The organism is Mucilaginibacter sp. Bleaf8 (genome assembly GCF_018390515.1).
Taxonomy (GTDB): Bacteria; Bacteroidota; Bacteroidia; order Sphingobacteriales; family Sphingobacteriaceae; genus Mucilaginibacter.
This window is the reverse complement of sequence record NZ_JAHBBK010000002.1, coordinates 289,296-307,657: the sequence shown is the minus strand read 5'-3', so window position 1 is coordinate 307,657 and position 18,362 is coordinate 289,296. Positions and strand designations below refer to the sequence as shown.

The following is an 18,362-nucleotide window of genomic DNA, read 5'->3' as shown; positions in this document are numbered from 1 at the left end:
TAATCCTCGGGCCTGTTAGATAATCACTAATAATAGTCAGACAGATGTTAACAAAAATAGATAATTCATTAAAGTATGGCAAACAGCATGGCGGCTTTGGCATACGGATATTATACCCCGGGCTTATCCGCCCGGAATTGCACGATACCGGATTTTTTACCATTGGGAGAATAGACCATGCACGGATAACTCCAGGCACGTTGATTCCAATGCACCCGCACCAAGACGATGAGATTGTTACTTATTTGAGAAGCGGCAAAGTACAACATCTTGACTCTGAAAAACGCACCGGCTATATCTCAAATCAGCAATTGATGGTAATGAACGCAGGTGCGAATTTTTATCATGAAGAAAAAGTGATGGAAGAAGGTGGTGCTTTAGAAGGACTGCAAATATTTATCAGACCAGAAACTTCCGGCTTACAACCCCAAGTTCAGTTTTACGAGTTACATGAAACTTACAGCACTAATCACTGGCGAAAAATAGCCGGTAAAGGCGACGATTACCCACTGCAAATAAGAGGCAATACATGGTTAATGGACATGCGATTAGAAAACGGGGCAAAAACTATCCTACCCAAAGTACCATCCAAAAATACAGCCTTCCTGCTTTATGTATTTGACGGAAAAATAAAAGTCAATGACACTATGGTTCTTACTGCCGGCGAAAGTGTACTGGTTGAAATGGAAAACCCAACATTCCAGGCAACTGAAACAAGTGATGCCCTACTGTTAATCACCCAGACAGACGCAGTTCATTTTGACGGTGGAATGTATAGTGGCAATCTCCATCAATAGACTACTAACAATCACATTTAGAATAGTGATTTGATACAAGTTTTACTTTACCAATCACGCCATCTTTACATGGTAATTATTCGATAACAATTAAAAAACAACAAAGATGAAAAAGAAAATTGTAATACTCGGAGCCACTGGAACGGTAGGTTCCAAAATTTCGTCAATCCTTTTAAACGAAGGGCATCACGTAATCTTAATTGCAAGACACACCGAAAAGATAGAGGAATACCGAAGCCTGGGTGCCGAAATTATTGCAGGCGATATTACCGATGTGGAAACACTGACAAATACTTTTAAAGGTGCCGATAGTGCTTTTGTGCTACTACCCGACAATGTACAGGCCGAAAATACAAGGGATTACCAAAGGCAAGTTACAAGCAACCTCATTGAAGCCATTGAACAGTCGGGCATCAAATACATTGTAAATATGAGTAGCGTAGGCTCACACATGCATGAAGGAAATGGCATGATGGCAGGAACTGGTGAACAGGAAGTAAGATTGAACCAGTTGAAGGATGTAAACGTACTGCACATTCGTTCTGCATACTTTATGGAAAATTTTCTGCGAACAATTGGTTTGGTTAAAAAAATGGGATTCAACGGTACAGTTGCAGATGGTGACCATGCAATACCGATGGTGGCCACACAAGATGTAGCCAAAATAACAGCCATGCATTTAGCAAACCTTGATTTTAATGGAAAAAGTGTTCATGCAGTAATGGGCCCCAGAGACTATACCTACAGAGAGTTTACTAACATTATAGGTAAGGCTATTGGCAATCCTGAGTTGCCATATGTACAGGTTCCGGCAGACCAGGCCAAACAGGCATTTTTGAGCAATGGTTTTACAGAAGACTTTGCTGACAACTTAATTGGGATGGGAACAGCAATTAGAACAGGGTTTATGAACTATCAGAAAAGGGATGATTCGACAACCACCCCAACAACGGCAGAGGATTTTGTAAATGAGGTTTATTTCCCTGCCTACAGTAAGCAATAAGCGTAAATACTGGCCGTTCGGATGATTGCACCGTCCTGAAATAAGTTATCAAAGGTTTTTAAACATAATTAGCTGCCGCTCGGTTTAGCCCTGTTGTACCATAAGCTACCATTTGGAAACGGCTTTTTGCAGTAGAGAAGTACCTGCTCCTACTCTCAGGAGCAGGTACAATTATGCAACCAAAATTAGCCAGACTCAATTCTTAAATGGGACAATTTAGCGTTTAAAGCTTAAACTCGCGCGTCATGATCAGTTTCAGCTTTTCGGTAGCCGCTAAGCGGAGCGGGTTTGCCAGGGTTTGATAAGCTTCACTTTCTGCGATGGCTTTAAATGCTTCGGCGCTAGGGTATTCAACCAGCATCACCTCATCCCACTCATCGCTTTCTTCAGCGATGATGTTGGCCAGCACATCACTCACCACCTTAACGTTAACGCCCTGGATACCTAACTGCTTCACAACTTCGCCAAAAGCCGGCACATATTGCTCAAAGTAAATTTTGCGGTCTTTGAACTTTACCAGATTCAGCATCAGGACGGGACCTTGGCCCAGTTCTATTTCAGGTAATTGTATCATATTATATAGTTTAAAAGAAGCCTACAATCCTGGTTATCTGGTTCTGGTCATTAAATTCAAAGTAATCCATTCCTTCTACAGGGTAACCCTCCAGACGAACAGCCAGCCAGCTGAAACGGCCACTGTTGTGATGCACTTGCGGTTCTGCCAGCACCGTAAACTTTCTCGCCCCCATCTGCTCATAAGAACTGATGATGAGGTTGGTGATCGCTTCCCTCCCGCTTATAGTATCCGTTAACCTATCAGTATAAGTGGCCTCCTGCGCCCAGCATTTGCTGATCTTTGCTGCAATGGATTCGCGTTCTGTCTCATTCCATGCGCTGGTGTAAAGCAGCATGGTCTCTTCTATATTTTTGATGTTTTCCATAAAGCGAAAATCGCCGGTTGTATCCGTAAAAAAGTTCAAGTAGTTGAAGAGTTTTAAAAACAGAATAAATCATATATAATTAGATTCACGATCAATGAAGATTACTGTTGATTACTCCAAGCCGCAAAAGAAGCCTGTAATTCTTCCTCCGTTTCTGGTAACTGAACTTTAAGCGAGTGATCCACACGCGCCTGTACGCTCTCTACAAAAGGCTTGAACCGTTCGTTATAGTTTGCAAAGGCAATTTGGTAGTCTTCATTAGCGTAAAGTTCTTTAGCTAAAAGGGTTGCACCTTGCATAGCCAGGCTGGTACCCATGCCTGTAAAAAAGCTCGGCGCGTATGCGGCATCACCTATTAAGGCGACGCGCCCTTTTGTCCAAGTTGGCATACAGATCTGACAGGCTTCATCAAAATAAAGATCGTCAGCAACAAGCATCGCATCTAAAATTTGCGGTATCTTCCAATTAGTATTACCAGCAAAGTATTCTCTTAGAATTTGCTTTGGTTGTTCCCGATCCCGGTAGTTCCAGTTTAGTTTAGGTGCCCGAAACACGAGGATTGAGTTCACCCCGTTTAGAAATTCATAGCTCACCGCTTGTTTGCCCAACTCGCGATAAACAATACCAGAAGATCCGGGTCTGCCAGTTTGTATGTGATTTGTGGCCGCAAATGCGAAGTAAACACCCAGAAACTTCTTAAATTCTTCCTCTGGCCCGAAATCAATTTTCCTTACCATAGAATGGGTACCGTCTGCTCCGAACACTAAATCATAAGTTCTGCGTTCCCCTTTTTCGAAAGACACTTCCACATGATCTTCATGCTGTACCAATGCGGCTATGCTATTGCCAAAAATGATCTTCACTTCGTCTTTCGGAATGGCGCCGTAAATAATTTCCACCAAATTACCACGGTGAATCTCGATATCGCCCAGATATTCAGGCAAAGTATTGATGGCAAACTTGACTAACGTTTGATCGTCTGCATCCACAATCTCATCCGTATGAACAAACTCATTGGCTTTGATCTGGTCATAGATACCCATTTCCCTGGCTACATCCAATGCTTCTCCACGTACATCTATAGGTGAGCCGCCCGTTCTCAAATCCTTGCCCAATTCTATTACGGTTACCCCGAAACCAAACTTATTTAGCCAGTAGGCCAGCGTTAACCCTGCAAAGCTGGCACCAGATATTAGCACTTGTTTTTTCATCACTTAGTTTTACTTAATCGTAATACATTTATTTATATCACAAAACTATCTATAGCTTTACAAGTAAAATATTCGATAAGAAACTATTTTTAGTCGAAAAAATGAACTATCAAGGTAAAGGATATGCAGACAACAATATTCAGCGGTTCACGAACAAGCTGGGGGTAATTTTAGAGGATATACTGCAATATTTTCAGGTCATCTTTTTTAAAGGCTTTACGTTTCTGCCTGACATGGCCATGCACTTCGGCTCATTTTTGGTAACGGATGATTTCACCCGCGTGACCGGCCAATCTGATATAGCAGACGGTATCGGTTTTGTGTTTTACAACATCTTTGAAAGTAACGTGCAAGACGGAACGGGTAAGGGTAAAAACAACGGCCCCATGGAGCCGCCTTACGTGCGTATTTTCCCGTATGCAATCAGCCAAACGTTGCATTTTAAAAAGAACACCCGGGTGTCACATGTTTCCATCAGCATTAGTGCAGCGTATCTGAAAGACTTCTTAAAGGAAGAGGCAGAACACTTCGAGTACCTTTTTGATAGCGCAAATAATTTCTGGATAGAGGAACTAATGACCGATGACATTTTGCGAACAGTAAATGATATCGTAAAAAAGGAAGAGCCAGGCACGATGAAAAGCTTTTATTACAAGATGAAAGCGATGGAACTACTTTTCTACCTCTTTGAGAGTATGAAAAAGCGCGAAAATGCTAGCGGTTTAAAACTCAATGGAAAGGACATTCAAGCTGTTTACCAAGTTCGCGACAAAATCGTTTCTTCATTAAGCAGGCCCAGTACCATAACTGAATTAAAGCAAATTGCAGGCATGAACGAACTAAAGCTGCGCAAAATTTTTACGCAGGTATTTGGCATGGGTATTTACGATTATTATCAACATTTACGGATGCAAGAAGCCGCCCGATTACTGCGTGAGGAGCATTTATCGGTATCGGAAGCAGGTTACCAAATGGGTTTCGAGAACCTGGGTCACTTTACGAGAGTATTTGAAAAGCACATTGGTAAGAAGCCTAAAAAATACATGCAAAGTTTTAACATTACGAGGCTTAGTACTAAGTTAAAGCGATAGTAAAGCAGGAAATTGACTTCGAGCAATACCGCGCAAAACTACATTGTACCTTTATCTTTTGAGAGTTTTTTTCTAAAATCTCGCGAAATAATCCCTTTAAAATAAAGCCATCACCTTTTTCTGCTAAGTGTTCAAAAACATTGAAAACAACTCCTGTAGGAGTACCTGATCAATAAACGAAACTCTTCTGGTCTAAGGAATGAGTTGATTACGCTTTTTACAACAACATATCTTAAATCTGAATTGACCATAAGAAAGGTGTTATTATTAATTTACCAAAGGTGTATACGGCTCATAAAAGATTTTATGCAAGTTGACAAAGCTTTCGAATAAATATAGGTAATTAGTTTGAAGCAATTGGGAGTTCACAAAAAAATGCCTGCGGAGATTTCCGCAGGCATCTTGCTCTCTTATATGCACATGCTAATGCATGACACATAAATAATTTTTTAGCAGGTTAGATTAATTATTGAATTGATTAAGGAACTAAAACGCTATCAGTTCGAATTTCCAATCTCCATAATCTTTATTGTCGATAGTATAGTAATGGTCCATTTTAAAACTGTTTAAAAAGCTATAAAAAGGTACAGGAGCAAGCTTTACTAGTCTGCCGTTAATATATTTTTCAACAGCTGCTTTAGCCTGCGCTTTTTGGATAGGATCTGCTATTAAATAATATAAATCTGCTCATGTCAACAACTGGTGCATCAGATATGCTGATGAATCCTGTGAGATATCGGGGCATACTGTAGGTTATAGAACCACTTAGTTGATTTTCTCTTTCCCCATCCAGCCGGAGCTGGTATGTTTGAATTCATCCGGGAACTTCAAGCCATACCCCAGCATACGGTCGAACGAGGAATGTGCTAGCAGCAACAAGCCTACAGAAAACAGTATATTCAACTGTAAAATGAAACCAGCAGCAATCAGAAATATAGCTAACCCGCGGTGATGAAATAAATTGTAGGTAAAGGCACCTATACGGGTATTCACGAGGTAGCCCAGCATGGAAAGGTCGGGGCTGAAAAACAGCAACACCCACAGCCAGACAGGCAAACCTAAATTATATTTAGATAAAAAATAAATTGCAATTGCTGTGATGGCCGCCTCTTCGATTTTAATGGTGATACCCATGGCTTTTTCCTGATTCATGACACTAAATTTTGGTTAGCTCAAACGTAGGCGTGAAATTGAAGGTTTGCTCTTGACAAAAATCAAGAAACCATTTTTCTGCGAATACGGCTAAAGGTTTCGGGTGTCATGCCCAGCATGGAGGCCAGGTATTGCAGTGGTACCTGGTTAAAAAGCTCGCGGTTTTGATCAAACAGTTTTTGGTAACGCTCTTCGGCGGTCATGGAGATGAAGTCGAAAATTCGGCTTTCCAGCATCACAAAACATTTACCCATGAATAGTTTCTCAAACTCGTGCCATTTGGGTACCAGCTTTCCCATAGTAAGGTAACCTTCATAATCAATGGTAAACAAGCGAATGTCGGTTAATGCCTGCATATTAAACCGCGAAGTACCGCGGAACATAAAACCCTGAAGGTCCGTCACAAAATAGCCGGCTGTGCCTATCCACTGGGTAACCTCTTTTTCGGGCAAGTTGACGTATACTCTTAATATGCCGCTTTCTATAAAACTAAGCTTGTCGCAATACTTACCAGCCCGTAACCAGTAATCTCCCTTTTCCAAGGTTTCTGTCTTAAACAATCCGCTTACGCGCTGGCAATCATCCGGACTGATACCGAAATGGTGATGTATATAGGTTTCAAGTTCGTTCATTCGATACTTTATTAATTAGCGGGAGGGAGTAGACGGTATCAATTTAGTTATAAAAGGAGGATTACCGTTGGTTTCTATTAATTTATTCAAGGTTAAAGCGTGACTTCTTTCAATATATTGTAGTTAATATCGATTAAATGACGCCCGGAACGCCAATGGCGATTTGCTGGTTTTGGCCTTAAATAGTTTGCTGAATGAAGGCAAATGCTCAAACCCTAATCCGTAAGCGATCTCGCTGATCGACAATTCCGTAGTTGACAATTTCTCCTTCGCCTTTTCGATCAGCTTCTCATGTATATGTTGCTGTGTATTTTGGCCTGTAAGTACTTTGAGCAGACTGCTTAAATACTTCGGCGAAAGATTCAACGATTCTGCAAGATAAGCTACAGTGGGTAATCCCTTTGATAACATATCTTCAGTATTAAAGTACTCGGTGAGTAAGGTTTCCACCTGCTCCAGTATTTGATGATTTGACTTTTCGCGGGTGATGAACTGGCGATGATAAAATCGGTCTGCATAGTTCAGCAATGCTTCTATATGCGAGATGATAATGCTTTTACTAAACCGGTCTATATTGGCTTGATACTCTTCAAAAATGCATTGAATAAGGCTGCTGATCGTCGCTTCTTCTTTTTCAGAAAGGAACAGCGCTTCATTTAATGAATAGTCCCAGAAATCATATCGTCTGATCGTTTTAGCTAACGCCGTGTTCCATATAAAATCAGGATGAATGTAGATTACCCATCCCGATTTTTCTGTCTTTTTGCGTTTGTCATCAACATTAATGTTCAGCACCTGATTGGGCGACATAAAAGACATGATGCCATTGTTAAAATCAAAAGGGCGTTGCCCGTAATGCACTTTAAAATTGATCATCCGCTTCACAGAAATGGCATAAAATTCCATTGCTATGTTCAGCGATTCCGTTTTATCTGAATGCGGCACGTTGGCTACGTTTACCACGCTGATGAGCGGATGAAGCGGTGCAGGTAGGCCTACAAAATGATGGAACTCCGCTATCGTTTTAAAATGCCTCATACAGGTAACGCTTATTTTTTGATGTTTAAAACCAGTCTGCCGCGAACATGCCAGGTTTGGCTTGCACCATGGGCCTGGGCCACCTCATTCAAAGGAAACACTTTATTGATTAAAACCTGTACTTGACCTGCATCGATTAACTCAGCGATTTCTTTTAGCCATTCTTGCCTGGGTTGGTTAACTGCCGATGCAGCCTTTGCTTTTTTAGCATTAACTGCATTCATTAAATCGTTATCGAACGGAAAGTCGGTATTTACACTGACAAAGGTACCTCCTTCTTTCAATACGCTAACAGCTTTTATGCGCTCGCTGTTGTTACGTGTTGGCGAAGCTTCGAGCACTACATCTATATCATGCAGCAGCTCTTCAAACTGCTGCGTTTTATAATCAATCACTTCATCAGCGCCCAGATGCTTTACCTATTCTACGTTGTTGGCTGAGGCCATGCCAATCACATAAGCCCCTTTGGCTTTGGCAAACTGCACAGCAAAACTACCCACACCACCAGATGCACCCTGGATCAAAATGCGCTGACCTGGTTTAAGATCGCCATAGGCGAACATACCCGTCCACGCCGTTAAGGCTGCTAACGGCACGCCGGCGGCCTGCGTAAAGTCAAGGCTTTGTGGCTTAATGGCAAACTGCGTTGCTTTGCCAACACAATACTCTGCATAACTTCCATCGCCCGGAAAATTAGGAACACCATAAACCTGATCACCTTGTTTTAAGGAAGTTACCTCACTACCGATTTCTACAACTATTCCGGCCGCATCCCATCCCAAAGTCAAGGGCAGTGTCAGGAATGATCGCAGGCTTTCATTTTCGCCACTTCTGATCACCCAGTCTACCGGATTTACACCGCTTGCATACACTTCGACCAAAACTTCGTCAGACGCCGGAACCGGCCGTTCGACATCTTCCATCTTCAGGACCTCCGGTCCACCGAACTCATTAATTCTTACTGCTTTCATGGTTTGTTGATTCTATTAACCAAAGGTGAGCATTGGTGTTGATGAGAATTTAGCCACAATACGCTTTTTGTTAGTCAAAATTCCGCATCGCTGATGGGTAGTGAACATGGCATGCTAAAAACAACCAAGCTGTCTGATTGCAACATCAACTTTAATTTCTTAATGCTATTTCGTTAAGTCTTGAAACTGATATTCAGACACAACTTACCGCCTTTAGCACACAAATACCAGCCGTAACTTCCGGAGCTTTGTCCATGAATTAAAAAGGCAATCAAATGGAATATACATTGATAACAGGCGCATCCGGCGGGATCGGTGAGGCGTTAGCTCATGGGCTGGCTGCAAGAAAACACAATCTGGTGCTGGTAGCACGCAGCGCTGATAAATTAAGAGAGCTGCATCGAATACTCACAGATAAATACAAAACAGATGTAAAATTTATTGCAGCAGATCTTTCAAAGCCGGATGCTCCGCGTCAGCTATTTGACGAAACGCAAAAGCAGGGGTTAGAGATCAGCATGCTCATCAATAATGCCGGCATCGGTTCAAGCGGCGAGTTTACCGACATTGACCTTAACGCAGAGCTTAGCCTTCTGCAACTCAATATCACCTCAATGGTTCATTTATCACACCTGTATCTGGCGAAGATGAAGAAAAAGCGAAAAGGCACATTGATTAATATCGCGTCTATGACGGCATTTATGCCGGTTCCTTATATGGCCACCTACGCCGCAAGCAAAGTATTTGTCCGCTCCTTTACCGAAGCGCTTACCCAGGAATACAAACCTTACGGCATACAGGTGATGCTGCTCAGCCCCGGGCTTACCCGTACCAATTTTAATGAAGCAGCAGGTTTGAACAGTGAAAAAGGGAATGCATTGAGTTCAGATTATAGTAATGCTCCTACGCAAACACCTGAGGAGGTTGCAACCGAAACATTAAGCGCGCTGGACAAGAAGAAGCATTTCCATATCTCGGGTAGTAAGAACCGATGGGGAATGCGCTTACTGGCCTTATTGCCCAACCGCATGATCACTGGATTCATGGCTGATTCTTATCGCAAAAAGATAAACCAGAACTTGTAAATTTGATAATGCCGGAAACTGTAAGTATACATATCGAAACGATTGCACAAATGCACCAGATGCTGGACGTGGCCAAGCCCCGTCACCCGCTGTTTAGCATCCTGCGTTTTGAAGACTTTCCTGAAATTGAGATTGAACAAAGGACACGCTTGATTACTAACTTTTACCAGGTTACATTAAAAACGGCGCATCCCTGCAAGATACAATACGGACAGAATATTTTTGATTTTGATGAGGGCATTATATCCTGTTTTGCACCCAAACAGGTGACTTTTATTGATCAGGATTTCAGGTTCGCTACCTCCGGCTGGCAAGTGTCCATTCACCCTGACTTTCTCCGCTTACATCCGCTGGGCAAAAAAATAAAGGAATACGGCTTTTTCGAGTATGCGGTAAACGAAGCTTTGATTTTATCGGACGAAGAACAACAGAGCATCGAAGCCATCTTTCTGCAAATCGAGAAAGAATATCACCGCCCTATTGATGCCTTTAGCCAGGATGTGATCGTTTCCAATATCGATCTGCTGCTCACTTATTGTAACCGCTACTACAACCGCCAGTTCATCACCCGGAAAGCACTAAGCCATGAATTACTGATCAGTTTCGAGGCCATTCTGGAAAAACAGATTGGCAACGCTGCTGAAAGCGGGTTGCCAACCGTTACTGACCTGGCGGCGCAAATGAACCTGTCACCAAAATATTTAAGTGATTGCTTGAAACAGCTAACTGGCCAAACCACCCAGCAGCTCATTCATGATAGGATAGTGGAACATGCCAAAGGCGTGCTTGCCACAACAGGATTGACCATTAATGAGATTGCCTTTCAACTGGGATTTGAACAGTCGCAGTCTTTTAGCAAGTTGTTTAAAAGCAAAACCAGTCTTACACCTTTGGCATTCAGGCAATCATTCCATTAACTCTGCTCAATCTGCTTTAGGCTATCCATTTTTTTATAGGCCAAAAATCCTTTGATATCCTCAAAGTGCTCGCGAACCCGTTTATTGCCGAACTCAAATACTTTGGTCACCAGCCCGTCCAGAAAGTCCCGGTCGTGAGAAACCAGTATCAGCGTGCCGTCAAAGTCTTTCAGCGCATCTTTAATAATATCTTTGGTCTTCATGTCCAGGTGGTTGGTAGGCTCATCCAAAATCAGCAGGTTCACCGGCTCTAATAATAGCTTGATCATGGCCAGACGGGTCTTCTCCCCGCCGGAAAGCACCTTCACTTTTTTCGTGGTATCATCGCCGCTGAACATGAACGCGCCCAATAGGTCCCTGATCTTAAGCGTACCATCGGTTAAAGGAATTTGGTCGATCGTATCAAATACGGTTATATTCTCATCCAGCAGGGCTGCCTGATTTTGTGCAAAGTAGCCGATCTTGGCATTGTGGCCAATCTTTAAGCTACCCTCAAAATCAATTTCGTTCATTAAAGCTTTGATCATGGTAGATTTACCTTCCCCGTTCTTACCAACAAACGCTACCTTTTCGCCGCGTTCTATCACCATAGAGGCATTTTTAAATACCACGTGGTCGCCATAACTTTTGCTCAGGTCTTCTACCATAACCGGGTACTGCCCCGAGCGCGGCGATGGCGGGAATTTTAATCGTAAGGCCGAGGTATCTACTTCATCAATCTCGATGATATCCAGCTTTTCCAGCATTTTTACCCGCGATTGCACCTGCAGGGTTTTGGAATAAGTTCCCTTGAAGCGTTCTATGAATTCCATGTTATCGGCAATAAAACGCTGCTGCTCCTCATAGGCTTTTAATTGATGTACACGGCGGTCGGCCCGTAACTGCAGGTAATGGCTGTACTTGGCTTTGTAATCATATATCCGGCCCATGGTCACTTCAATGGTGCGGTTGGTAATGTTGTCTACAAAAGCCCGGTCATGCGAGATGACCATTACCGCTTTGGCCGAATTAACCAGGAAATCTTCCAGCCACTGGATACTCTCAATATCCATGTGGTTGGTTGGCTCGTCCAGCAGGATCAGATCGGGCTTTTTTAATAATATCTTAGCCAGCTCGATACGCATGCGCCAGCCACCCGAAAATTCGGAAGTTAGCCGGTTAAAGTCCTGGCGTTCAAACCCCAGTCCTTTAAGTACTTTTTCTGCCTCGGCATCATAGTTGGTATCTTCAACACTATAAACTTTCTCGCTAAGTTCCGATACCCTTTCAATCAGCTTCATGTAGTCATCGCTGTCATAGTCGGTACGGATAGTCAGCTGCTCGTTCAATTCATCCAGTTCCTTTTGCATTTGGCCGGCCTCGGCAAACGCTTTCATGGTCTCTTCAAAAACGGTAGCCTTGTCTTCAGTCAGTAAATGCTGCGGCAAATAAGCAATAACCGCCTCTTTTGGGCCGGTCACATTTCCGGTCGTCGGCTTGGCTGCACCGGCGATAATTTTGAGGATGGTAGATTTGCCCGCGCCGTTCTTGCCCATCAGAGCTATTTTATCATTCTCATTGATCGAGAACGTTACATCGCTGAATAGTGTGGTTCCGCCAAATGAAACGGAAATGTTATTGACATTGATCATGGTACGCAAAGATAAACACTAACAAGCTACTTCACGTACTTACATGCTTAAACATAATGCGATAGTAGATTTATCGCCGGCTTTCGATGGATATGTTAGCATGACCTAAACAAAAAGCCACAATCATACGATTTCGCTGCTTTTGAACCTTTTGGTAATGTTTACTGAAGTGAAATAGGATCGAACCTACTTTCTTACTGTTATCATCGACAGCAACTTACAGATAATCAATATTCAGTAACCACGAATATCCCACTGACTTCCTATCCGTAAATTCTACATGGAATTTAGCTAAAAAAATATTCTTTACAGGTCAGGGATAAAAATCCCTATTGTAAAACAGCTTCCAGCTTAACTCCATCTTTCTGATCCATAAGGTTTACCCTTCGCAAACTGCCGATAGTAAGGCAAGCCATTACCCTCGTCGTAGCAATTCAAGAATACTTGACAGCGTTGCTGATTAAATGATTGATTATCTGACGGATCTTATTAATATCAGCAAGCTTGATCCTTCCAGAATCATTAACAAACGGTAACAAGCCTTTTCTCTTCAATCGCTTTGTTAACATTATGCCACTACCCGTGTATGCGCTGGTGACACACCTGTATATTTTTTAAAAAAATTCGTGAAGTAAGCGGGTTCATCAAAGCCCAAACCGCCTGCGATCTGCGCAATGCTCCAGTCGGTGTGTTTAAGCAGGGCTTGCGCTTCTTTAATGATGCGGTCCGATATCACCCTGCTGGTGGTACGGCCTGTTGTCAATTTTACAGAACGGTTTAAATGATTGATATGTACAGCGAGCTCATCTGCAAATTCGGCCGGTGTTCTGATGTTAAGGGGTTGGTATGGAGAGTCAATAGGAAATTGCTGTTCCAGCAAGGCCAAAAACTGTGAAGTAACTCTGGCCGCAGCCCCTGCATGAGTTTCCACCATAAGTACCGGCGAAATCATTAATGCTTCATGCATTAGCACGCGCAAGTAACTGCGCAGCATATCATATTTAACGCGGTAATCAGATATCATAATGTCTCTCATGCGGTCCAAAATTCCGGAAATCAGCGCGAACTGGTCATCATCCAATTCAAGTACATGACGCTCGCCGGGCTGAAAGAGTGGAAAATCAGGCAGGCGGCCTTTGTACTCTCCAGCTTCAATAAAGCCCTGTGTAAAAAGACAAAAGCACCCGGTCTGGGGTCCCTCACCCGATTCCCATGCGGCAGGTATATTCGGGCTTGAGAACACAAGCGATGGGCGATTTACCGGTACTTCCTGATCTTCATAAATCATTTTACCCTTACCAACTATCAAGGTTACTTTGTAAAAGTCGCGACGGCCGAATGGAGACCGCTGCGAACAAGGCTGCCGCAGAAAAACATTGAAATGCCCCTGGCCGGTGTTATTCTCTGCAAACTCCGTCTGATTATTTACGGGGTGACGGCGATAAAAATCCGCTAGCGTCTCGATAGGTTCCATATTTTAAATGTAGGCACATTTGATTATTATAACCATTTTTGACAAAAATATGATTTTTAAATTACCCATTGTTTGAATATTATAAAATCTTGCTTGATTTCTATAAAGTGAGCAGTTTTGGTTGCGTCTAATTTTGCGGCATGGAAACCGGATTTAGAAAGTGGATTATTGTTATTACAATTATCACTTCAACCATTATCGAGCTAATCGATACTACAATTGTTAACGTATCGATCAACACCATGAGCGGAAACCTGGGCGCTTCACTGGAAGATACGGCTTGGGTCATCACTTCTTACGCGATTGCCAATGTGATCATTATTCCCATGACAAGCTTTCTGGCAGAGAAAATCGGGCGAAAGCAATATTATATCGGTTCAATTTTACTATTCACCCTTTCCTCTGCCCTATGCGGATTCTCGACCAACTTATGGGAGCTTGTTGCATTTCGTTTTTTGCAAGGCGTAGGCGGCGGCGCATTATTATCCACCTCTCAAGCAATACTGTTTGAGACTTTCCCCCCTAAAGAACGGGGGCTGGCGAGCGGGATCTTTAGCTTGGGCATCATCATCGGACCATCCATCGGGCCGGTGATGGGTGGCTATATCGTGGACAACCTCAGTTGGCAGTGGATCTTTTACGTAAACATTCCGATTGGCTTAATGGCTGCCTTATTATCATTCATGTATTTGCGGCCAACACAAGGCTCGAAAGATGACCGCAGGATAGACTGGCTTGGAATTGCCCTACTGGCCATAGGTGTCGGCGCCTTGCAGGTTGTTCTCGAAAGAGGTGAAACTGACGACTGGTTCGCGGCAAATTATATTGTTGCGCTTAGCATTATATCGGCCCTGGCATTATCCGTTCTGATTTGGTGGGAACTCACCACCGAGCATCCGGTGATAAACTTAAGGGTGCTAAAAAGTGCTACGTTATCCATTTCTGCAGTTATGACCTTTGTGCTGGGCTTTGGTCTTTTCAGCGCAGTGTTTGTGTTTCCGCTTTACGCACAGCGGATTATCGGATATTCGGCCTTCCAGACAGGTACGATGTTATTGCCAGGAACGCTGATGGCGGCACTCATTTCGCCGTTTCTCGGGCGAATGCTGCAGAGCGGGTTGCGCCCGCAGTATCTTATTATCATTGGGTTTCTGTTCTCGGCTATATTTGGTTTTTTTATGTCAAAATCAAATTTGGAAACAGGCGACGCTTATTTTTTCATACCATTAATCTTCAGAGGACTTGGCGCAGCGCTGCTTATAGTGCCGCTTACTGCTTTGGCCGTATCGGAACTTAAGCCACAAGATATTCCTCAGGGAGCTGCTTTAAATAACATGATGCGGCAAATGGGTGGCTCCTTCGGCATAGCTCTGATTAACACTTATATAGCCAACCGTGCTGCCGTAAACCGCATTTCGCTAATTTCGCATGTTACAACCACTGAACCAGCCACACAAATCCGGATGGACGGATTTGTCCGCAATCTGATGACGCACGGTGCCAGCTATCTTCGGGCAGCTCAACAGGCAGTTGGTGCCCTGGAAAACACTGTCGTAAAACAAACCTATCTTCTCAGCTATATGGATGCTTTCCTGTTATTAGCCATAATGAATGCGTTGTGTATCCCACTGGTATTGATTACTTTAAAGAGGCGGCCAGCCAATAGCGCTCCGCAAAAAGTTGTAATTTCTGATCATTAACATGATTTGAATTATAGGCCAATTTTGCAAGGCTATCACATAACAGGAATTAGCATGGCTTGGTTTTTAGCATGTAACTTATTAAGTTAGCATGAGCCGCTTGAGAGGTGAATTGGTTACTGCATTTAGTTCCGTTGATTTAAAAGGATTTTAAAGCGCTATATGCTAAGAGAATATTTATACCCCGCTCAATTAATTTAAAAAATGGACAAAACTGTATCGCTGGAAGCATTTTACCGGGAGAAGATAGGTATTCTTCCCAGTGAAATCTTCCGCAAAACGGGACATTTTAATGTTTTTAAGATGGAAGACTACCTGGGCCCTAAGTCTGCGTACCCTATGCCCTACAGCCGCAAAGACTATTACAAGATTGCGCTGATACAAGGTGCCCACTTAGTTGAATATGCAGATCACACTTACGAAGTTAAGCATAACATGCTGATGTTTGCCAATCCGCTGATTCCCTATAAATGGACGCCGGAAAACCTACAGCCCACCGGTGCCTTTTGCGTATTTACGGAGGATTATATGAAGGGTTTTGGCCATATCAAAGATTACCCACTTTACCAGCCCGGCGGAACCCCTATTCTGGATATTACAGACGAAGAGGCCAATGGCGTAATGGGATTGTTCAACCGCATGTTCCGGGAGATTGCCTCAGAATATACCTATAAGTATGATCTGCTGCGCAGCCAGGTGTTTGAACTGATTCATACGGGCCTCAAATTACGTCCGGCGCATACAAAAATAGATGTGCCGGGATTCAGTGCCGGGCAACGTATCGCCTCCTTGTTTAATGAATTACTTGACCGGCAGTTTCCCATCGAATCAACCGTTCAGAAGATACAATTGAAAACACCCGCTGAGTTTGCAGACCAGCTCAACGTACACATCAATCACCTGAACCGGGTTTTGAAGGAAACCACCGGCAAAACCACTACTCAACTTATTGCCGGCCGGGTAGCATCCGAGGCCAGGGCTCTACTGAAGCATACGGACTGGAATATCTCGGAAATTGCCTGGTGCCTGGGTTTCGAAGATACCTCTAACTTTGTCAAGTTCTTTAAAAAGCAAAGCGAAACGACTCCTCACCGGTTCCGCTCATAAACAACCTCCGGTATACTTGCACTTGGTTTGATTTGCACCACTTTCGGTTTGAATCCGCCTTTCACACCGCTTAAGTAGCTTCTACTTTTGCTTTCAATAACCAGTTGCCTGATGCACAAGCGGCCATAGAAGTGGGCAGGGCTACCGGCAAGATAGCAGTTAACGTAAATTAATACATTGAAGAGCATACAAATATGAATAAAGAGCAAAACGAGCTGGGCTTGGTGAAAGCCCTGACCCCAGAAGAAATTGACACACTATACGCCTTTTATGGCGTATTCAGCAAGCGTGACTACAGCGTAGCAGACAACATTCTGGCCCCTGACTGGCAAGATATTCCGCTGGCGCCCGGACAGAAAGACGGACCGGAAGGCTACAAAGAACTAGTACAGGGCTTTGCCCAGGCGTTTCCGGACGTCAGCATTACAATACACGAGATATTCGGTACACATGAACGGGCATCGGTACGCGCAGAAATCTCTTTTACTCACAGCAGCGAATTTATGGGCATTGCGCCAACCCACCAGAAAGTAACTATTGCACTGCACGAGTTCCATCACCTGAAGGACGGCAAGGTGACAAAAACCTGGCATTTGGAAGATTGGTTGAGCATGCTGTTGCAAACCGGCGCCTGGCCATTGAAATCTAATTAAATAAACGCGATATTCTTTGTACTACGTATCCTGAACTCAAAGGAAGGATGGCACCGATTACCGGCATATCCAAAGGTATCGGGCGGGGAATCGCTGAGAAATAGCTGTCGAAGGCTTACAACCGGTGCTCAATTACAGCGCGGATAAAGGATACTACCAACTCACAATCCCGAGATATTGCAGTTAATATAAAAGGCGGATATTAGAAATCCACCGGATACATTAGTATTATCAGCTTCAACGAAAAATATTGGCCCAAAACTTCTTTGGGCCAATATTCACCTATGATTTAGGTCACCGCTTACTAGAGTACCTGTTTTTTGGCCAAGCTCTTACTTACAATTCTCAAGGGCTTGAATATGTGTTTGAGAAGCCAGGAACTTAACTCTGGTAACCGCATGACACTTTCAAAAATGTAAGGAACTAGCTTCTCATAACCTTCTAGCTCCTCCGTGATGGCTACAAACATCAATTATAAGCTTTTCGGACTTTTTGATACTCGAACGGTTTCGGGCTATCAGCTCATTATCTTATCCAGTTTTTTGGTGTTCGAAATGGGGCAGCTTTCAACAATAAGAGTTTTAGCTGATAAAGTTATGAAGTAAATTCGGTTACCAGCTGTAGCCGTTCTTTCACCTTTACTACATTGACTCTCGGCAAGAATAATTTTTTGAATAGTGCCATACCCGCTACCTAAGAAGGAAAAACCTCTTAAAGATATCTTAGAGATTTTTTTGTTTATGTTTGATACCAACTCAAGTTAGAGTGCTAAGCACACAAAAGCTCTCTTAAGCCTACCTAATATCTCTTCATGAAAGAATGTTTAACAATACAAAATTAGCCTATGTGCTAAAAGGTAGCGAAACAACAAGGCAATTTGATTTGCCTGTTTTTCCTTTTACAAAAGCCGGACTGTTTACATAATTGCCTACCTCAGCTTCTAAAAGTCTATCTGCTGC

The 18,362-nt window shown here is 43.1% G+C and carries 18 protein-coding genes; 8 read left to right on the top strand and 10 right to left on the bottom strand.

From position 1 onward, the window contains the following. Positions 1-44: 44 nt before the first annotated feature. Entirely contained in the window at positions 45-797 is a 753-nt protein-coding gene (locus KHS38_RS10290; protein ID WP_213488478.1) for a pirin family protein, read from the top strand. A 106-nt stretch (positions 798-903) separates the two neighbouring features. After that, positions 904-1,800 (top strand): NmrA family NAD(P)-binding protein, encoded by an 897-nt coding sequence (locus tag KHS38_RS10285; protein WP_213488477.1) that lies wholly within the window; start codon positions 904-906, stop codon positions 1,798-1,800. Between the two features lie 223 nt (positions 1,801-2,023). On the opposite strand, the gene KHS38_RS10280 is transcribed toward KHS38_RS10285, so the two are convergent. The 3 genes from KHS38_RS10280 to KHS38_RS10270 form a co-directional block, all read right to left on the bottom strand. Then, positions 2,024-2,374, bottom strand: coding sequence for a DUF1330 domain-containing protein (locus KHS38_RS10280; RefSeq protein WP_213488476.1), 351 nt, complete (start codon positions 2,372-2,374; stop codon positions 2,024-2,026). A gap of 10 nt (positions 2,375-2,384) precedes the next feature. Next, positions 2,385-2,780, bottom strand: a complete 396-nt coding sequence (locus KHS38_RS10275) for an isomerase (protein ID WP_213488475.1) — start codon at positions 2,778-2,780, stop codon at positions 2,385-2,387. 62 nt (positions 2,781-2,842) lie between these two features. Then, positions 2,843-3,940: an FAD-dependent monooxygenase gene (locus tag KHS38_RS10270; RefSeq protein WP_349627923.1), complete on the bottom strand. Its 1,098-nt coding sequence runs from the start codon at positions 3,938-3,940 to the stop codon at positions 2,843-2,845. A 113-nt stretch (positions 3,941-4,053) separates the two neighbouring features. Here KHS38_RS10270 and KHS38_RS10265 point away from each other — a divergent pair, with 113 nt between their 5' ends. Then, the gene (locus KHS38_RS10265; RefSeq protein WP_213488473.1) at positions 4,054-5,043 is read left to right on the top strand and encodes a helix-turn-helix transcriptional regulator; all 990 of its coding nucleotides are present in this window, start codon (positions 4,054-4,056) and stop codon (positions 5,041-5,043) included. A 765-nt stretch (positions 5,044-5,808) separates the two neighbouring features. Here KHS38_RS10265 and KHS38_RS10260 read toward each other — a convergent pair. The 5 genes from KHS38_RS10260 to KHS38_RS10240 all read right to left on the bottom strand — a co-directional run bounded on the left by KHS38_RS10260 (position 5,809) and on the right by KHS38_RS10240 (position 8,836). Beyond that, on the bottom strand, positions 5,809-6,195 hold the full coding sequence (locus tag KHS38_RS10260) for a DUF4260 domain-containing protein (protein ID WP_213488472.1): 387 nt from the start codon (positions 6,193-6,195) through the stop codon (positions 5,809-5,811). 62 nt (positions 6,196-6,257) lie between these two features. After that, complete coding sequence (locus KHS38_RS10255) at positions 6,258-6,827, bottom strand: Crp/Fnr family transcriptional regulator (RefSeq protein ID WP_213488471.1); 570 nt, start codon at positions 6,825-6,827, stop codon at positions 6,258-6,260. A 123-nt stretch (positions 6,828-6,950) separates the two neighbouring features. Continuing rightward, positions 6,951-7,865 carry a helix-turn-helix domain-containing protein gene (locus tag KHS38_RS10250; protein ID WP_213488470.1) on the bottom strand — a complete coding sequence of 305 codons (915 nt, stop codon included), beginning with the start codon at positions 7,863-7,865 and terminating at the stop codon, positions 6,951-6,953. 11 nt (positions 7,866-7,876) lie between these two features. Continuing rightward, positions 7,877-8,275, bottom strand: a complete 399-nt coding sequence (locus tag KHS38_RS10245; protein ID WP_283770007.1) for a zinc-binding dehydrogenase — start codon at positions 8,273-8,275, stop codon at positions 7,877-7,879. A gap of 9 nt (positions 8,276-8,284) precedes the next feature. Continuing rightward, positions 8,285-8,836: an NADP-dependent oxidoreductase gene (locus KHS38_RS10240; RefSeq protein WP_213488468.1), complete on the bottom strand. Its 552-nt coding sequence runs from the start codon at positions 8,834-8,836 to the stop codon at positions 8,285-8,287. A gap of 275 nt (positions 8,837-9,111) precedes the next feature. On the opposite strand from KHS38_RS10240, the gene KHS38_RS10235 reads away from it, so the two are divergent. Both KHS38_RS10235 and KHS38_RS10230 read left to right on the top strand, forming a co-directional pair. Continuing rightward, a complete protein-coding gene (locus KHS38_RS10235) occupies positions 9,112-9,921 on the top strand; it encodes an SDR family NAD(P)-dependent oxidoreductase (protein ID WP_213488467.1) in 810 nt (269 codons plus the stop codon). An 8-nt stretch (positions 9,922-9,929) separates the two neighbouring features. Further along, complete coding sequence (locus KHS38_RS10230) at positions 9,930-10,838, top strand: helix-turn-helix domain-containing protein (protein WP_213488466.1); 909 nt, start codon at positions 9,930-9,932, stop codon at positions 10,836-10,838. On the opposite strand, the gene KHS38_RS10225 is transcribed toward KHS38_RS10230, so the two are convergent. Both KHS38_RS10225 and KHS38_RS10220 read right to left on the bottom strand, forming a co-directional pair. Then, positions 10,835-12,469: an ABC-F family ATP-binding cassette domain-containing protein gene (locus tag KHS38_RS10225; protein ID WP_213488465.1), complete on the bottom strand. Its 1,635-nt coding sequence runs from the start codon at positions 12,467-12,469 to the stop codon at positions 10,835-10,837. The two genes, KHS38_RS10230 and KHS38_RS10225, sit on opposite strands and share 4 nt — an antisense overlap. Before the next feature lie 568 nt (positions 12,470-13,037). Continuing rightward, positions 13,038-13,943 carry a helix-turn-helix domain-containing protein gene (locus KHS38_RS10220; protein WP_213488464.1) on the bottom strand — a complete coding sequence of 302 codons (906 nt, stop codon included), beginning with the start codon at positions 13,941-13,943 and terminating at the stop codon, positions 13,038-13,040. A 140-nt stretch (positions 13,944-14,083) separates the two neighbouring features. Here KHS38_RS10220 and KHS38_RS10215 point away from each other — a divergent pair, with 140 nt between their 5' ends. The 3 genes from KHS38_RS10215 (at position 14,084) to KHS38_RS10205 (ending at position 17,403) form a co-directional block, all read left to right on the top strand. Then, entirely contained in the window at positions 14,084-15,643 is a 1,560-nt protein-coding gene (locus KHS38_RS10215) for a DHA2 family efflux MFS transporter permease subunit (protein ID WP_213488463.1), read from the top strand. A 204-nt stretch (positions 15,644-15,847) separates the two neighbouring features. Further along, the gene (locus tag KHS38_RS10210) at positions 15,848-16,750 is read left to right on the top strand and encodes a helix-turn-helix domain-containing protein (RefSeq protein ID WP_213488462.1); all 903 of its coding nucleotides are present in this window, start codon (positions 15,848-15,850) and stop codon (positions 16,748-16,750) included. 194 nt (positions 16,751-16,944) lie between these two features. Beyond that, a complete protein-coding gene (locus KHS38_RS10205; RefSeq protein WP_213488461.1) occupies positions 16,945-17,403 on the top strand; it encodes an ester cyclase in 459 nt (152 codons plus the stop codon). Positions 17,404-18,362: the final 959 nt, after the last annotated feature.